This is a genomic window from Marinoscillum furvescens DSM 4134, assembly GCF_003386095.1.
Taxonomy (GTDB): domain Bacteria; phylum Bacteroidota; class Bacteroidia; order Cytophagales; family Cyclobacteriaceae; genus Marinoscillum; species Marinoscillum furvescens.
In genome coordinates this window covers 69628-86735 of record NZ_QREG01000011.1, presented here as the reverse complement: position 1 = coordinate 86735, position 17108 = coordinate 69628, and the positions used below count along the sequence as shown (strand labels likewise).

General features: G+C 43.8%; 8 protein-coding genes. 7 read left to right on the top strand and 1 reads right to left on the bottom strand.

Annotation, left to right across the window (positions count from 1 at the left end; genetic code table 11):
• The first annotated feature begins 29 nt into the window (after positions 1 to 29).
• From C7460_RS12550 to C7460_RS12525, 6 genes are all read left to right on the top strand, one after another.
• Positions 30 to 4085 (top strand): hybrid sensor histidine kinase/response regulator transcription factor, encoded by a 4056-nt coding sequence (locus C7460_RS12550; protein ID WP_115868458.1) that lies wholly within the window; start codon positions 30 to 32, stop codon positions 4083 to 4085.
• A 336-nt stretch (positions 4086 to 4421) separates the two neighbouring features.
• Entirely contained in the window at positions 4422 to 7631 is a 3210-nt protein-coding gene (locus tag C7460_RS12545; protein WP_115868546.1) for a SusC/RagA family TonB-linked outer membrane protein, read from the top strand.
• An 18-nt stretch (positions 7632 to 7649) separates the two neighbouring features.
• A complete protein-coding gene (locus C7460_RS12540; RefSeq protein ID WP_115868457.1) occupies positions 7650 to 9329 on the top strand; it encodes a RagB/SusD family nutrient uptake outer membrane protein in 1680 nt (559 codons plus the stop codon).
• Positions 9330 to 9381: 52 nt separating this feature from the next.
• The gene (locus C7460_RS12535) at positions 9382 to 10617 is read left to right on the top strand and encodes a glycan-binding surface protein (RefSeq protein WP_147302940.1); all 1236 of its coding nucleotides are present in this window, start codon (positions 9382 to 9384) and stop codon (positions 10615 to 10617) included.
• 23 nt (positions 10618 to 10640) lie between these two features.
• Positions 10641 to 12656: a hypothetical protein gene (locus C7460_RS12530; protein ID WP_115868455.1), complete on the top strand. Its 2016-nt coding sequence runs from the start codon at positions 10641 to 10643 to the stop codon at positions 12654 to 12656.
• Between the two features lie 103 nt (positions 12657 to 12759).
• Positions 12760 to 14523, top strand: a complete 1764-nt coding sequence (locus C7460_RS12525; protein WP_170147996.1) for a glycoside hydrolase family 9 protein — start codon at positions 12760 to 12762, stop codon at positions 14521 to 14523.
• Here the strand turns inward: C7460_RS12525 and C7460_RS12520 are convergent, their stop codons facing one another.
• The gene (locus tag C7460_RS12520) at positions 14524 to 15222 is read right to left on the bottom strand and encodes an NUDIX hydrolase (RefSeq protein ID WP_115868453.1); all 699 of its coding nucleotides are present in this window, start codon (positions 15220 to 15222) and stop codon (positions 14524 to 14526) included. It lies immediately after the preceding gene.
• 222 nt (positions 15223 to 15444) lie between these two features.
• Between C7460_RS12520 and C7460_RS12515 the strand changes: the two genes are divergently transcribed.
• Complete coding sequence (locus tag C7460_RS12515) at positions 15445 to 16989, top strand: alpha-N-arabinofuranosidase (RefSeq protein ID WP_115868452.1); 1545 nt, start codon at positions 15445 to 15447, stop codon at positions 16987 to 16989.
• The last annotated feature ends 119 nt before the right edge of the window (positions 16990 to 17108 follow it).

The following is a 17108-nucleotide window of genomic DNA, read 5'->3' as shown; positions in this document are numbered from 1 at the left end:
TATATTATTAGACCTTAACCCAAATCGTGATGAGACCCATTTTGCAAAAAATCCTGGTTCAGTTTTTTGTTTTGCTTGCCATAGTATGCCACGGACAGCATTCGCAAATCCGATTTGAGCATTTGGATAGTAAAGACGGACTCTCGCACAATCGAATCAACAGCATTTATCAGGATCAACTTGGGTTTATTTGGTTCGGGACCCCGTCAGGTCTCAATCGCTATGATGGCAGTATGATCAAAGTATTTGAGCCTGATGAAGACAATCAGTTTGCCTTGAGTAACCCAAATATCTTTTGGATGAAAGAAGGTCCCGAAGGCCACATGTGGATCAAGCCAAACTATGGCGTTTTTGCTTATGATGTCTTTCAGGAACGGTTTATCAACATTCAGGACTTGATTATTCAGTTGCGAATAGATGATTATAACCTCACAGACCTCATAAAGGACGAACATGGTAATTACTGGTTTATCATCGAAAACCTGGGAGTGAAGACCTATCTGTCAGACCAGGACACCATTTACCACTATGGCGGGGCATATCGGGACGTAGTTTCTGCTGCATTAGATGGCAAAGGAAATATTGCACTTACGCATATGAATGGCAGTATTGAGCTGATTGATACTGGCGATCCACAAAAAACAACTTTCATCAAATATCCGGAACACTTACAGGGAAAAAGTGAGCTCAAAACCTTTATTGACAATGCCGGAGATTTTTGGTTTTACAGCGAAGCATACCCTTTTGGTGCGTGTCGGTTTTCTCCTGAAACGAGTAGCTGCAAACACTATGATGCAGACGTACTGGGTAGCACACTAGTCAGTGGTATCATCCAAGACCAGGCGGGAAGGGTAATCATAGGGGTGGATCACGGAGGACTCACGATTATAGATGATCAGCAACAAACTATACAATCCATCAGGAATAATACTTCTGACCCTAATTCACTAAGTATCAATTCGGTCATTTCTATCTACAAGGACAAATCGGAGCTCGTGTGGATAGGTACCAATAAGGGAGGAGTCAATTATTTTTCACCTAAGTCAGTAAATTTCAATTTTTATAAGAATGTAGATGCCCGATCACCAAAAGCCAACGATCTACTAGCGATTATGCAAGCAGATGAACATACCCTTTGGCTCGGGTCGGATGGGGCTGGGCTACATCGTTTTGATCGCCGCTCCGGTTCCTTTACTACCTATCGGCATGACCCTCAGGACCCGCATAGTTTGAGCTCAGATATTGTGGTGAGTCTATCTCCTGCAGCAGATGGGGGCATCTGGATGGGTACTTACATGGGAGGGCTCAATTACTTTGATGGCCAAAAATTCACTACATATAGGCACCAAAAAGATGATCCTAATTCACCCTCTGGTGATAGCGTATGGAAGCTTTACCTTGATTCGAAAAACCGGCTTTGGTTAGGGACCTTAAAGGGAGGAGTCAATGTTTATGATAGTGCATTTCAAAAAATCTATGAGTTTAACCGCGAGAACGGCACGATAAAATCGAACTATGCGACCTCATTTAGCGAGGATCGAAGTGGCCGCATGTGGGTGGGTACAGGCTATGGTATTGAGATTTTTCATCCAGAAACGCAGACCTTCAGCCACATCCTACAGGACGAAAGCAAAGAAGGCTCACTTAGCAACAATTCCGTATTAGACATTTATTGTGCTTCCGATGGCACCATGTGGGTAGGTACTATGTATGGCCTAAACCGTTTTGATAAGGATAAACAGCAGTTTGAGACCTTTACCAAAGAAGACGGGCTGCCAGACAATATCATTTCTTCGATTTTGGAGGATGATTCAGGCGATATGTGGTTTGGCACCTTCAAAGGCCTGTCTAAACTGACCATTACCGATGACAGCCTCAGGATTTTCGAAAACTTTGATTTATCTGACGGTTTGCAAGGCGAAATGTTCAATGAACGCTCTGCGCTCAAGTTGCAGTCAGGGCATTTGGCTTTTGGTGGCAGCAACGGTCTCAATATTTTTGATCCGGAGCAAGTACAGTTTACCAATGAGGAAAATAAACTGGTATTTCTGGACTTTTACATCTCCAATCACCGCATTAGGTCTGGCGAGTGGTACAATGGCCGAGAGTGGTTTGCAGATGGCCTCAACCAAACATCAGCAATTACACTTAAACATTTTGAAAACTCATTTACCATAGAGTTTACAGCACTCAATTACTACCAAAATGAAAATACGGTTTATAAGTATCGGTTAAAGGGGTTTGATGATCAGTGGGTGACAGACCCTAATATACATCGGGTAAACTACACCAATCTTGACCCGGGTCGTTATACGTTTGAGGTGATGGCTACTGACCAAAGTCACATGTGGAGTGGTGAAACAAAAACACTAAACATCACAGTTTTGGCGCCCTTTTGGGAAACACCTCTGGCCTACGTAATCTATATGTTCGTATTTGCTCTGGCGCTAATCTTCACTCGCAGAGTCATCATCAATAAAGAGCGGTTTAGAGCCAAAGTGGCTCAGGAGCAATTGGAAGCAAAGCGCCTACACGAACTGGATCTGATGAAAATCAAATTTTTCACCAACATCAGCCATGAGTTTCGCACACCACTTACGCTGATCCTTACACCAATAGAGAGGCTGATGAAAAGCACTGAGGATGAAGCAAAAAAGGTGCATTATGAGCTGATTCATAGAAATGCCCGCCGCTTACTCAATCTGGTCAACCAACTGTTGGATTTTCGTAAAATGGAAGCCAATCAGCATCGTTTGTCATTGGCATCTGGTGATATTATCGCTTTCATGAAGAGTATCGTAGACTCGTTTACAGACCTGTCAAGTGAACGCCACATTCACTTGAGCTTTGAATCATCCGTTCCTCAATTTTTCACCCGATTTGATCGTGATAAGCTAGAAAAAGTGATGTTTAACCTCTTATCCAATGCGTTTAAATTTACACACCCTCAGGGTAAGGTAGCTGTTGAGATCGATGAGGTAGCCCAAAAAGAAGGAGTACATACCATTCGCTTTGCAGTAAGAGATACCGGTATAGGTATTCCTCAGGAGCGCAAAGCACAAGTTTTTAATCGGTTTTTTCAGGTAGACAATGCTTCATTTAACCTAAATCACGGTAGTGGAATTGGGCTTTCGATTTCGAAAGAGTTTGTAGAAATGCATCATGGTGAAATTTGGGTAGAAAGTGAAGTGGAGAAAGGTAGCAAGTTCATCTTTGAGTTACCACTCAAAAGACTTTTAGAGCATAGGGAGGAAATTGAAACCACACAGATAGTCAACAGTCAGGAATCCGTGATCGAACCAGAAGTGCATCAGGAAAACTGCCCAACCATTCTGCTGGCAGATGACAATGAGGATTTTAGGTTTTACCTAAGAGATAACCTAAAAGCTCTTTATAACATCTATGAGGCACCAAATGGCAAAGAAGCCTGGAAACTGGCAATGGACAAGCAGCCAGATCTGGTGGTAACCGATATTATGATGCCTGTGATGACAGGTATTGAGCTTTGTCAAAAGATAAAGCGCGACCCGCGAACAGGACATATTCCGGTTATTTTGCTCACCGCTCATTATTCAGATGATCAAAAACTTGAAGGATTTGAGGCCGGAGCCACAGAGTATATTACGAAGCCTTTCAATTTTGAAATTCTAATACAGGGCATTAAATCAGCTATTCAACTTCAGAAGCAAATCCATGCATCTGAACATCGGATTGTGGCCAAACCATCTGAGATTGCAATCAAGTCTCTGGATGAAAAGTTTATAGAAAAGGCCATTGCCATAGTAGAGGAAAATATCTCCAATGCCAATTTTTCGGTTCAGGAACTCAGCAGGGAGCTGGCTGTGAGTAGGGGGCAACTCTACAAAAAGACCTTGGAGATCACAGGTAAGTCTCCCATCGAGTTTATCCGATTGATACGCTTAAAGAGAGCAGCGGCGCTTTTAGAAAAAAGCCAGCTAAGTGTAGCTGAGGTTGCTTATAAAGTAGGCTTCAACAATCCGAAATATTTTACCAAATACTTCAAGCAAGAATACAAAGTATTGCCGTCCAAATATGCCCAATCACTGGACCGGCAGGACACCTAGTTCCGCCTACTCAAAATCAAGCGAAAATATTCACCAAAAGCGATAAGAGTCAGTGAGCCAGTGACTTTAGGTAGCTAGCTAGTCGGTGGAATTAGGTATTAAATGACTTTGAAATAGTGTACATATGATTACTGAAGATGTTGGGGCTTGTCCGAAGACATTTTATGACCTTCATGTGATAAAATGACGGAGCTAATTGGGAATAATTCCTACTATCATTGAATAATCCTTAATCTAATTAGTCTGAACTGATGATTAAATGAGGATTTTGAAATCAATCATACAACCGATTAAGATTTTCTAAAAAGTCACATTATGAGAAACGATTACAGTAAAATGAAACCAAAAGAACCCGTCAGGTCATGGCCTGGTGTTTCTTTTGTGATGGTATGTCTCCTGCTTTTTGGGGGATATGTCAGTAAGGCACAAAACACCACCCGAGTGACTGGTACAATTAGCTCCGATGAAGATGGAGGCACACTTCCCGGAGTAACTGTACTAGTAAAGGGTACCACCAACGGTACCATTACAGACATTGAAGGAAACTATTCTATTCAAGTACCTGAAGATGCTACATTGATTATTTCGTTTGTGGGGTTTCAGACACAGGAGATTCCTGTAAATGGACGAAGTGTTATCAATGTAAACATGCAAACTGATGTAGCCGCACTAGATGAAGTAGTGGTAGTAGGCTATGGTACCCAAAAGAAAAGTGATTTAACAGGCGCCGTGGCCTCATTGGATGGGGAGACCCTCAATGACATGGTAGCGGCCAACATAGATCAGGCACTAAAGGGACGGATAGCAGGTGTGCAAGTAACACAAAACACAGGTGCACCTGGGGGAGCGGTTTCGCTGCGTATTCGTGGTACCAGTTCTATCACGGGCAGTAGTGAGCCTCTATATGTAATAGATGGTATTCCTATTTCAGGAGAAGGCCAGTCTATTGCAGGGTTTGATTGGGCAGGGGGTGCCAACGGACAAAACCGGGTAAACCCACTTGCTTCAATCAACCCCAATGATATAGTAAGTATAGAGGTGTTAAAAGATGCCTCAGCTACAGCCATCTACGGATCGCGAGCAGCCAATGGTGTGGTCATGGTCACCACCAGACGTGGAAAAGCTGGCGAAGCTAAGATCAGCTATGATGGCTACTATGCCGTGCAGGAGCTTCCCAGAAAGCTTGATATGATGAATCTACGGGAGTTTGCAGCGTATCAGGCTCAAGTGGCAGAAGAAATCGATGGAATCGAACTCAATGAACGGTTTCAAGACCCATCACTTCTCGGAGAAGGTACTGACTGGCAGGATGCCGTTTTTGAACAAGCGCCTATTCAAAGTCACCAACTTTCTGTTTCTGGAGGTGTGGATGATTTCAAATATGCGATATCTGGAGGCTATTTTTCACAGGATGGGATCATCATTGGCTCTGGATTTGAGCGTTTCACCACCCGGGTAAACCTGGATGTAAAAGTAAAAGAGTGGTTCAAGATGGGTACTAGCATCACCTATGCCGATATAGATGAAGTGATCACGCTAAATAGTGGTGGAGATGGTGTGATTTCTCAAGCGCTACAGATGTCTCCCGCAGTACCGGTTCGGGATATAGATGGAAACTTCGCCGGACCTGTGCAAAATACTGCTGAGATAGGGTCCAACCCTGTGGCCCTGGCCTTATTGAGAAACAACACCCTTAAGCGTGAACGCCTCATGGCTAATTTTTTCGCAGATTTGGATTTAGCTAAAGGACTAAAACTACGCACCGAATATGGGCTAGACAATGCACATGGCCTCAATAAATCTTTTAATCCAACCTATGAATGGGGAGTCATTCGAAATGATGTGAATGATTTGCGTCAGCGGGAGGAGAACAACTTCTTTTGGATTTGGAAAAACTACCTGACTTATAATTTTAAATCTGGGGTGCATGATCTCACCGCGATGTTGGGTAATGAAATGCAGGAGTCACGCTGGAATGGATCAGAAGTTTATAAAACCAACTTTGTGTCCAATGACATTCAAGTACTTAACCAGGGAGAAAACTCTACAGTGCCTACCAATGGATGGCTTGGAAACTCTACGCTGGCTTCCTACTACACCCGTTTAAATTATATTCTTTCAGATAAATACCTCTTTACCTTCACTGTGAGAGCAGATGGATCATCTAAGTTTGGTCCGAACAACCGATGGGCAGTATTTCCGTCTGGTTCCTTTGCGTGGAGGGTGATGAACGAGGATTTTATGCCCAAAACCAATGTGCTCACAGATTTGAAATTTAGAGCTGGATATGGCGAAGTGGGTAACCAAAGTATTCCAAATTATGCGTACGGATCTGCTCTGCGTACAGAGAACTCTCAATTTGGCACTGCCAACATCAACCAGCGTTTTTCAAACCCCAACTTAAGATGGGAGGCTACTACTCAGTATAATATTGGACTAGACCTGAGCCTGTGGGGGGGGAGAATCGACCTTACTGCTGACTACTACAATAAGCAGACAAGGGATCTTTTGCTCGAGGTGTCCCTGCCAGATTACATCAGTGGTGGTGGCGCTGGTATCGCATCACCGTTTGCCAACGTAGGTAAATTGGAAAATAAGGGATTGGAGCTGAGCCTCAATACCAGAAACATCACAAGAGATAAGTTTTCCTGGAATACTGACGTGACCTTCACGCTGAATAGAAACAAGATTCTGGAGATTGACAGAGACTATACCAGAAACCTGTACTGGTATAGCAACTTCCAATCGGTGACCAGAACCACTGAAGGTCAGCCGGTAGGGGTATTTTATGGCTATAAGACCAATGGAATATTCACGGACAGTACGGACATAGCGAATTCTCCGGTACAAGTAGAGGACCAAACGCAAGATGGCAATCAAAACCTTATACACGTTCGGGATGGCGTTTGGCTGGGGGATATGAAATTTCAAGACCTCAATGGAGACGGCATTGTCAACTCAGAAGATCAAACGATCATCGGCGATCCGAACCCTGACTTCACCTATGGTATCAACAACTCTTTCAATTTTGGGCCGGTTAACCTGGGAATTTATCTCACAGGATCCTACGGTGCAGATGTGTTAAATTTCTCCAAAGTTAGAAATGAGCAGATGTCTAGTGTTTACAACAACCAATCATCTGATATTGTAAAACGGGCTCGGATCGAACTGGTAAATGAGGAAGGATCTTATAACAACATTAGTGATGTAACATTGACTAATCCAAATACTGACATTCCCAGATTTTCACAGACTGACAACAACACTAACGATCGCATGTCAGACCGATGGATTGAGGATGGATCGTATGTTCGCATCCAGACCATTACAGTAGGTTATTCTTTACCTACCAGCCTACTCAATCGCGTAAAAATCAACTCGATGAGAGTTTATGTAAAAGGACAGAACCTTTACACATTCACCAACTACAGTGGGTATGACCCTGAAGTAGGGGCATTCAACCAGGACCCGCTGATGCAAAACATCGACATGGGTAGGTACCCGTCACCTCGAGTGTATACAGTAGGTGCAAATATCACTTTCTAACCAGACAAAACGATTGTTATGAAAAAGATTACAACATATTTAAGTGCTTTCGCACTGCTTCTGACGATCAACGGATGTCAGGACGAGTTTTTAGAAGTACTACCGGCGGACAATGCTGTGGTAGATGCTTTTTATCGAAACGAAGCGGAAATCAAAACGGTCACTGCATCGCTGTACGGAAGACCATGGTTTAGTTTCAATGATAAGTTTAGCTGGGCAGCCGGAGATGGACTGGCTGGTGACTTGTACAATGATTACCAGGACGAAGGACAGTTTTTCTTCTTCACTTTCACCGATGCCAATAGTATCGTATCGGGAGCATGGGGGAGTTTGTACTCTGTAATTGCTCGTACCAATGTCATCATCAATGACATGCCTCGAATCGCTTCGAGCTATGGAGTAAATGATGAGGTGATCAATGCCGGAGTAGCCGAAGCAAAGTTCTTCAGAGCATTTGCATACTACTTTCTTACCGAATACTGGGGAGATGTTCCCGTGGTAACCAACCCTACACAGTTGATCAGTGATGACAACCTGGATCTGCCAAAGAACACGCGTGAAAGTATCTATCAGTTTATCGTAAGTGACCTGGAGTTTGCTGCGGAGCATCTGCCTGGCAGTGATCAGCCTGGGAGGTTGACCAGCTGGTCTGCGAAGGGCTTATTGTCCAAAATATATCTGACCATGGGATCAAATCTTAGCTCGGGTGATGCTGCGGCACACTTTGCGAAAGCAATGGAGCTTGCAGATGACGTGATCATGAATAGTGGTGCAGAACTCATGGAAAATTATGAAGACCTTTTTAAGGTGGAAAATGAGAATAATGCTGAATCGTTGTTTGCACTTCAATGGATCTCAGGTGCCTGGGGCACAGGCAATAGCCGACAAGCAGTATTTGCGCGCAGTAGCCTCATCACAGGAAACTCTGAGGCCTGGGGTGGAGGTAAGTCCATGACCTATGATTTTGTGAGAGCTCTAGATGCCAATGATGGCGCTGAGGATAGTGTATTCGAAGACTTGCGAAGACCGGCCATCTTTATGATGAATGGAGATGTATATCCAAACATCAACAGCAAAGAAGGCGGATATGAATACCATATTGTCAATACTGATGACAATGGTGATCAGCTGGAATATAAAGCACCAGTTTGTAACAACGTAAGAAAATACATTGTCGGAACGCAGGATGATATTGGAGCTCCAGTGGTCAATCAGGCAACACCACTCAATCAGTATATGCTTCGTCTGGCTGATGTGTACCTGATCTATGCAGAGGCAGCCATTGGTACGGGTTCTTCCACCACCGATGCTAAAGCCCTTCAATATTACAATGCCATCCGATCGCGTGCCGGGTTGGATACTCGTGCTGTCATTACCTATGCTGACATCCTCAGAGAGCGTAGAGTAGAGTTTGCAGCAGAAGGGATCAATTGGCTGGATGTCAAGCGTTTGTACTATCGTGATGAAGCAGGGGCTTTGGCCTATCTCAATAATCAAAGAAGAGCCCACACGGTGGTGCTTCCTGATGGATCTACTGCTGATGCGAATGATGAGTCGGCCTACATCGCCGAGGCTCCAGAAAGTCCCGTAGTTGTTTCGCCAGAGGATATGTTTTTGCCAGTTCCGGTTACGGAGCTCATCAATAATCCAAACCTGGGACCTGATGCGGAAGCAGTTCCTTTTGAGATTCCGCAGTAAGATGGTAGTAATAACTTGTGGTACTTGGCACAACTATAAAAGATAAAATAAGATGAAAAAATTATATAAAAACAGATTAGCACTGCTACTTCCCCTTATGCTCGTTGTAGCATTGATGAGTAGCTGTGAAGACGATGATACAGGCAGCCCGGCCATTCATTATGTGCGGGTGGCTAATCCAGAGAGTTCCGATTCATTGTTAGCAGGGGCCTTTTTAGGAGACCTCATAGTGGTAGTTGGAGAAAACCTTGGAGGAGCAAGAGAGCTGTGGTTTAATGACAAGCAAGCCGTATTGATACCAACCTATATCACGGATCAAGCAATTTTTGTAGATATACCCAACCAGGCGCCTACTGAGGTCACGAATACCATTCAAATCGTATTCAAAGACGGTAGTACGCTTGCTTATGATTTTGAGGTGGCAATATCTGAACCTGTATTGAGCAGCATGACGCATGAGTATGCTGAAGTGGGAAGTACTACCACAATTACCGGAGACTTCTTTTTCGAACCTATTACCGTAAGCTTTACGGGCAATGTGGAAGCATCTGTAGAAGTAGTAGATCAAAATACACTTCAGGTGACCATACCAGAGGGAGCTCAATCAGGTCCATTGACGGTAAGCACCAATTTTGGTACTACAGAAACCAGTTTTCATTATAAAGATGAACGTAACATCTTCTTAAACTATGATGACAAAAATGCAGATGGCAGCTGGAGACCAGGGTTATATGTAACCGACCAGCACAGTTTGGATGGCAATTACCTAAAGCTGAGTGGAAACTACAGTGCGGATAGTCCTCGTGAAGAGGGACCTGTAGGAGACAATCATTATGAATCTCAGTTTTGGGGGCAGGCTGCCGGACGTCCTGAGGGTAGCCTGATACCTATACCTGCCGAACCACAAAACTATGTATTGAAGTTTGAAGCGAAGGTAATAAGCTGGTATGCTTCCTATCTCAACATTTGCTTTTCACCTTGGGACAATGCTGGTAACCAGGAAGTATGGACGAACGCTTTCAATCCGAGAGCCATATGGGGCCCGTGGGCGGCTGCTGATCAAAACTTTGATACGGGAGGCCGTTGGATTACTGTCACCATTCCTTTGACAGATTTTATGTATGACATGGACATGAATGATAGCGATGAGGTGGAATATACTCCATCAGCTACTAAGTGGAACCCGGACAATACTGGCGGGCTGTCGTTTTGGGTACTGGCAGCGCCTATGGCTGACAATAGTCCATTTGAGATTTATATAGATAATGTGCGCATTGTAGAACAATAAACTCCTTACTAAAAAGAATCAAGATGAAACATTTAATAGTTCAGAATAAGTGGGGAGTAAAGCTCCTGCTTATGTTGCTAATCGTGGGTGGGCTTACTACTGCCTGCGACGAGGAAGAGCCTACAGTAGATGAAGTGGTACTGTTGAGTTTCGGTCCATCAGGAGTCCACCACGGAGATACTATCAAGTTCATAGGGCTCAATTTGGACAAAGTGAGCAGCATCATGCTTGCTCCTGAAGTGTCTGTGACAGATTTTATTTCTAAATCTTCCACGGTAATAGAAATCAAAGTACCACGGGAGGCCGAGGCAGGCCTGGTGACCCTTAAATCCAGTAAAGGCGATGTAGTTTCAAAGACACCATTGAGTTTTGAGGTGCCGGTGACTATTAGCACTATAGATGATGAAGTGAAACCTGGCGGTACACTGACCATCACAGGTGAGATGCTCAACTGGATCGAGACAGTCACCTTCAAAGATGGACTTTTGGTAGATGAGTTTGAGTCTCAGAGCATGACCGAGCTGAAAGTGAAAGTGCCAATGGAGGCAGAAACAGGCTTTTTGGTATTTAGCTCAGGAGGTACCGAGCCTCTAACTTTTGCCTCGGAGCAGGAGCTAAAGGTCACATTGCCACGAGTGACGGCACTGAGTCCTGCAGAAGTAAGACATACAGCAGACCTGACCATTACGGGTACGGATCTAGATCTGGTAACATCTATTTTATTTGCTGGTGATCAGATAGTAGGTGCCGCAGGGTTTAAGACACATACGGCTACAGAAATCGTTTTGGCCGTGCCAAAGCAAACAGAGAGAGGTAGCATGGTGCTAAGACAAGTATCTCCGGTGGAAGTGACCACTTCACAAGAGGTCGTTATACAGCTACCTATGGGTGCATCGGTATCTCCTGAGCCCGCAGTGCCGGGCACCGACGATATCACCATCACAGGTACAAACCTGGATCTCGTTGCGTCACTTACTCTTCCGGGAGTTGATCCTGTGGCTGCCGCATCTTTCACCGCTCATAGTGCTACGGAAATTGTCGTAGGGGTTCCGGAAGGAGCTAAAAATGGTGGTATCACCTACAAAACCATTCATGACTATGAAGGCCTGCTTGGCGCAAACTTGCTGGTACCCGGAGAAGGACCCAAACCTTTGGCAGTCACACTATATGATGACGGCATTCAATTTGGTGGGGGAGACTGGAGCTGGAATACTGTAGAATCCGATCCAGCCAGCACTGAGCAATTCTTCTCAGGAGACGTTTCGTGGAAATTTACAACGGATAGCGATGGTGGAGTATCTGCTGGCGGACTTACGGGTGTAGATGCTTCAGAGCAAAAAGTGTTTGCCTTTTCAGTGTTTGGAGGAGCAGGAACTGACGGAGCTCAGCTCGCATGTATCCTTGGTTCGGATGGTGCTGATAAGTGGGACAGCTACAATAGTGTTACCCTTAAAGAAGGCGAATGGACTTCTTATGAAATAGACCTTAGCAACTATGCCACGGTAAACCTTCAAAACATCACACGATTTATTTTCAAGGTGGAAGGAGTCGCTGGTACTACGATTTATGTAGATCGAGTAGGGTTTGATATGGGTGGACCTGCACCACTTCCAGTAAGCCTGTTTGATGATGAAACTGCCGCAGGTGGTGGAGATTGGAGCTGGGAGGCGGCCACCTCTGATCCTGCAAATAAAGAACAGGTCTATAGCGGTGAGGTAAGCTGGAAGTTTGAAACTACCAATGGTGGGGGACTTTCTGTAGGTGGGATAGATCCAGCTATAGATGCCAGTACACGCACGAGCTTTTCATTTGCGCTATATGGAGGCCCTGGTACCGATGGAGCACAAGTTGCTTGTATTTTGAATGACAACTGGGATGATTACAATACGGTCACTTTAGTAGAAGGTGAATGGACAGAGTACCAAGTTCCATTGGCCAATTATTCAACCACCGATTTGTCTCAGGTTGTTCGTTTTGCTCTCAAGGTTGATGGGATCACCTCTTCCGTAATCTATGCAGATCGCATAGGATTTGAATAATTGATTTTTGACATTTTCCAGCGAGCTCGTTTGATCACTGAAAATAATACCCACAAGGGTGGCTCGCTGGAGAATGTTTTTTGTAACAGTCCTACATAATACCATGAAGATTAGCCCCTCTGTTTCAAATATCTGCACAGTAGTGCTCGTCATGATCACTGCGCTGCTTATGAATGGTTGCTACCTGCCCTCAAAAGGCTCATCGGAGCAGTCACCAATTTTCCGTGTCAATCAGGTTGGCTATCTCACGAACGGTCAGAAACAAGCTGTTTTGGTTCAACCAAATCGGGATTCATTTGAGATCCTGAACACAAATGAGCAGATTGTCTACACTGCGGCATTGTTACCTGCTGCTACCTGGCAGTATTCTCAGGAGGAAGTGGCCATTGCAGATTTCTCAGATTTTCAAGAGTCAGGCACATTCCAACTTCGGTCGGGTGGAGTAAAGTCGCACCCATTTCAGATCAACGCTAAGCCTTATGACAACTTGCTCAAGGCAAGTATCAAGGCATACTACTACAATCGGGCATCCACTGCTTTGGAAGCTAAGCACGCAGGAGAATTTGCTCGTAAAGCGGGACATCCCGATACCGCGGTTCAGCTGCATGTTTCAGCAGTAGACACACATGGAGGTAAAGATCAGGTGATAAAGGCACCATTTGGCTGGTATGATGCTGGTGATTACAACAAATATGTGGTCAACTCTGGAATTACAACTTACACATTGCTTTTGGCGCTGGAGCACTATGAAAGCTCTCTTCTGGACATGAAGCTAAACATTCCGGAAAGTAACAATGCCAATCCGGATATTCTCGATGAAGTTTTATGGAACCTCCGATGGATGGAGCAAATGCAAGACCCCAATGATGGAGGAGTATATCATAAGCTAACTACTGCCAATTTTGAAGGCTTTGTGCCTCCGCATGATGCAAATAGCACACGATATGTAGTTGCCAAAGGAACGGCAGCATCCTTGAATTTTGCTGCAGTACTAGCTCGTAGCTATCATAGTCTAAAGGAAGTGGATAGCGTAATGGCAAAGCGATTGCTCAATAAAGCTGAATATGCCTGGTCATGGGCCTCAAAAAACCCTCATAAGGCATATACCAATTCTACAGAATACCCTGCTGTAAAAACCGGTGAATATGGAGATAAACAACTACAGGATGAATTTCTTTGGGCGGCAACAGAGCTTTATCTGGCAACTGAAGATGAGCAGTATCTCGCGGCGATTGACCTGGAGCAGTTTGGTCATTTTTCTGTGCCCAATTGGGCTTCAGTGGAAACACTGGCTATTTTTTCATTGGCAAGTTGTCCGGATTTACCCAATACCTTTCACAAGCAGGTGTCGGATAAGTTGCTTCAACTAGCAAAAGCACAGGTCGAAAAATGGAGAGCGTCTGCTTATCGGGTTCCCATAGATCAGTTTCAATGGGGGAGTAATTCCTATATTCTAAATCAGGCGATGGTCATGATCAATGCCTACCGACTGGTAGGGCATCGAGAATTTTTTGAAGCCGCACAATCCTGCCTGGATTATGTGTTGGGTAAGAATGCCACCGGCTACTGTTTTGTCACGGGTTTCGGTGTGGTATCACCCCAAAGAATTCATCATCGCCTTTCTGAGGCAGATGGAATAGCCGCACCTATTCCAGGCTGGCTGGTAGGTGGTCCAAATCCCCACAATCGATCACAAGACTGTGGGCTGAGTTACTATCCAGATACTGCACCTGCAAAATGTTATATCGATGAGCTGTGTAGCTATAGTACGAACGAAATAGCCATCAATTGGAATGCTCCGCTAGTATATGTTGCTGCTGCAATGAAAACCTTATACGAGCAGGACTTTAATGTAGCAGCCAATTAATCACAATTGATTGGCTAGTTTGAGCGAAAACCCTTTGCTCGCCTGTTTTTCATATTTGCTCTGATCAAATTGAAAAAGGTAAGATCCCTTTTTGCTGGATGTCATATCTTTTTCATCCAGTTTGGTCAGGATGTCTAGCTGATTGATCTTCTTTACAAAGTTGCGTTTATCAAGCTCTTCGTCGAGAATTGCCTCGTAGAGCTTCTGAAGCTGGCGCATGGTAAATTTCTCTGGCAAGAGTTCAAAACCAATGGGCTGCACGGAGGTTTTGTAGCGTAACTTTTGAATGGCTGCTGTTACCATCTGCTCGTGATCAAAAATGAGCTTTGGCGCTTCTTTCAGACTAAACCACTTCGCACCGTGTTGTTCAGATAGCTCCTCATTGTGATCTTCAATATTAATCAGGGCGTAGTAGGCAATTGAAACTGTGCGTTCTACAGGATCCCTGCCAGGAGCACTAAAAGTATGTACCTGATCGAGATATACATCCTGTAAGCCTGTGAGTCGGTGAAGTACTCGCTTCGCAGCTTCATCAGCCGTTTCCTGGGGCCTTAGAAACCCACCCATTAAGGACCATTTGTCACGCTCAGGTTCAAAATCCCTTTTAATCAAAAGAAGTTTCAGCTCTTCATTGTCAAAGCCAAAGATGATGCAATCAACCGCTACCAGTAAGTGGGTTTGATCTTGATATTGAGTCATATTTTAGGATATCGGGTGAGTACCAAAAAGAAAGGGCAATTAAGTCATTCTAACCCTAAAAATCCACAAGTACTTTCAAATTTTAATAAGCTGAAATTATTTAAATATGAACGATAAATAGGTTGTTTGTGGCCGATAGGGGTATGGTATGTTTATATAATGTATTAAGTACACTTAAAAGTCGTATATTGAAACATGAATAATATCTAACACATACCTACCATGAAAAATTTTTTATTGATAACATCAATCATTCTTATTTCTCGAATTTCGGTAATTGCTCAGGTTGAAGTTGAGCTTTTTGAAGACCAGATTAATCATACCATAAATAAAAATATCTACGGACATTTTGCCGAACACTTGGGGCGGTGTATCTACGATGGGTTCTATGTAGGCGAAGACAATACAACGATCCCACATAAAAATGGTGTGCGTTTGGACGTGATAGAGGCGTTGAGGGATCTCGAAATCCCTGTATTGCGATGGCCAGGAGGTTGTTTTGCTGATACATATCATTGGAAAGATGGCGTAGGACCCAAAAACAAGAGACCTACTATCGTGAATCAATGGTGGGGCGGAGTTGTGGAAGACAACAGTTTTGGTACTCATGATTTTCTAAACATGTGCGAGGTTTTAGGAGCAGAGCCTTACCTGGCGGCAAATGTGGGTAGTGGAACTGTAAAAGAGCTTGCTGACTGGGTACAATATGTAAACCACGATGGTATCAGCCCTATGGCCAAATGGAGAAAGGAAAATGGTAGAGATAAACCATGGAATGTTAAGTACTGGGGAGTAGGTAACGAAATGTGGGGGTGTGGTGGAAATATGACTCCCGAGTATTATGCTAACCTCTACAAGCAATATGCCACATTTATGGTGGATTGGTCCAACAGCGCAGGTCTTTACAGAATAGCCTCCGGGGCCAGTGATAATGATTATCACTGGACGGAAATAATGATGAGGGATATTCCTAAACATCTCATCGAAGCAATAGCGCTACACTCTTATGCAGTCATAGATTGGAATGATAAAGGTTCAGCAACAGCCTTTAACGAATCCCAGTATTTTACTACAATGGAGCGAGCGTTAAACATGGAAACGCTAGTGACCAAACATAGCGCCATAATGGATAAGTATGATCCTGAAAAAGAAATAGCGCTTTTCGTAGATGAGTGGGGAGGATGGTACAATGTAGAGGAAGGTACCAATCCTGGCTTTTTATATCAACAGAATACCATGCGTGACGCTATGATCGCAGGCACCACACTAAATATTTTTAACAATCACGCAGATCGGGTGAAAATGGCCAACCTTGCTCAAACCATTAATGTCCTACAGGCTGTGTTACTTACGAAAGAAGAGAAATTGGTGCTCACGCCTACTTATCATGTTATGAATATGTATAAGGTGCATCAAGATGCTAAACTTATACCAGTATCTCTTAACAATAATACCTCTTATGAAATGGGAGGAAAGTCCTTACCTGCAGTTTCAGTTTCTGCTTCGTTGAATGACAAAGGCGAGGTTCATATTTCATTGGTAAATATACATGTCACTAAGTCGGTCAAAGTGGATCTGTTGTTGACAGATCTAAAAGCAAAATCAATCACTGGTCAAATCTTGAGTTCAGACCATTTACAAGATCATAATACCTTCGATAACCCTTCCAAAATTTCACAAGTGTCATTTAGTTCGTTTAAAAAACGAAAAGAAAAATTGGAAGTGTCCATTCCTCAAGCTTCAGTAATTGTATTGAAGATCAAGTAATACCAGGGAGTCATAGGCCTCTAGCAGGTGTAAAGGTTTATAGCTGTTTCTTTATTTCAAAATTATAAGTGTTGTAAATACACTAATAAACACATTTCCATTATATTAGCGTAAGTATG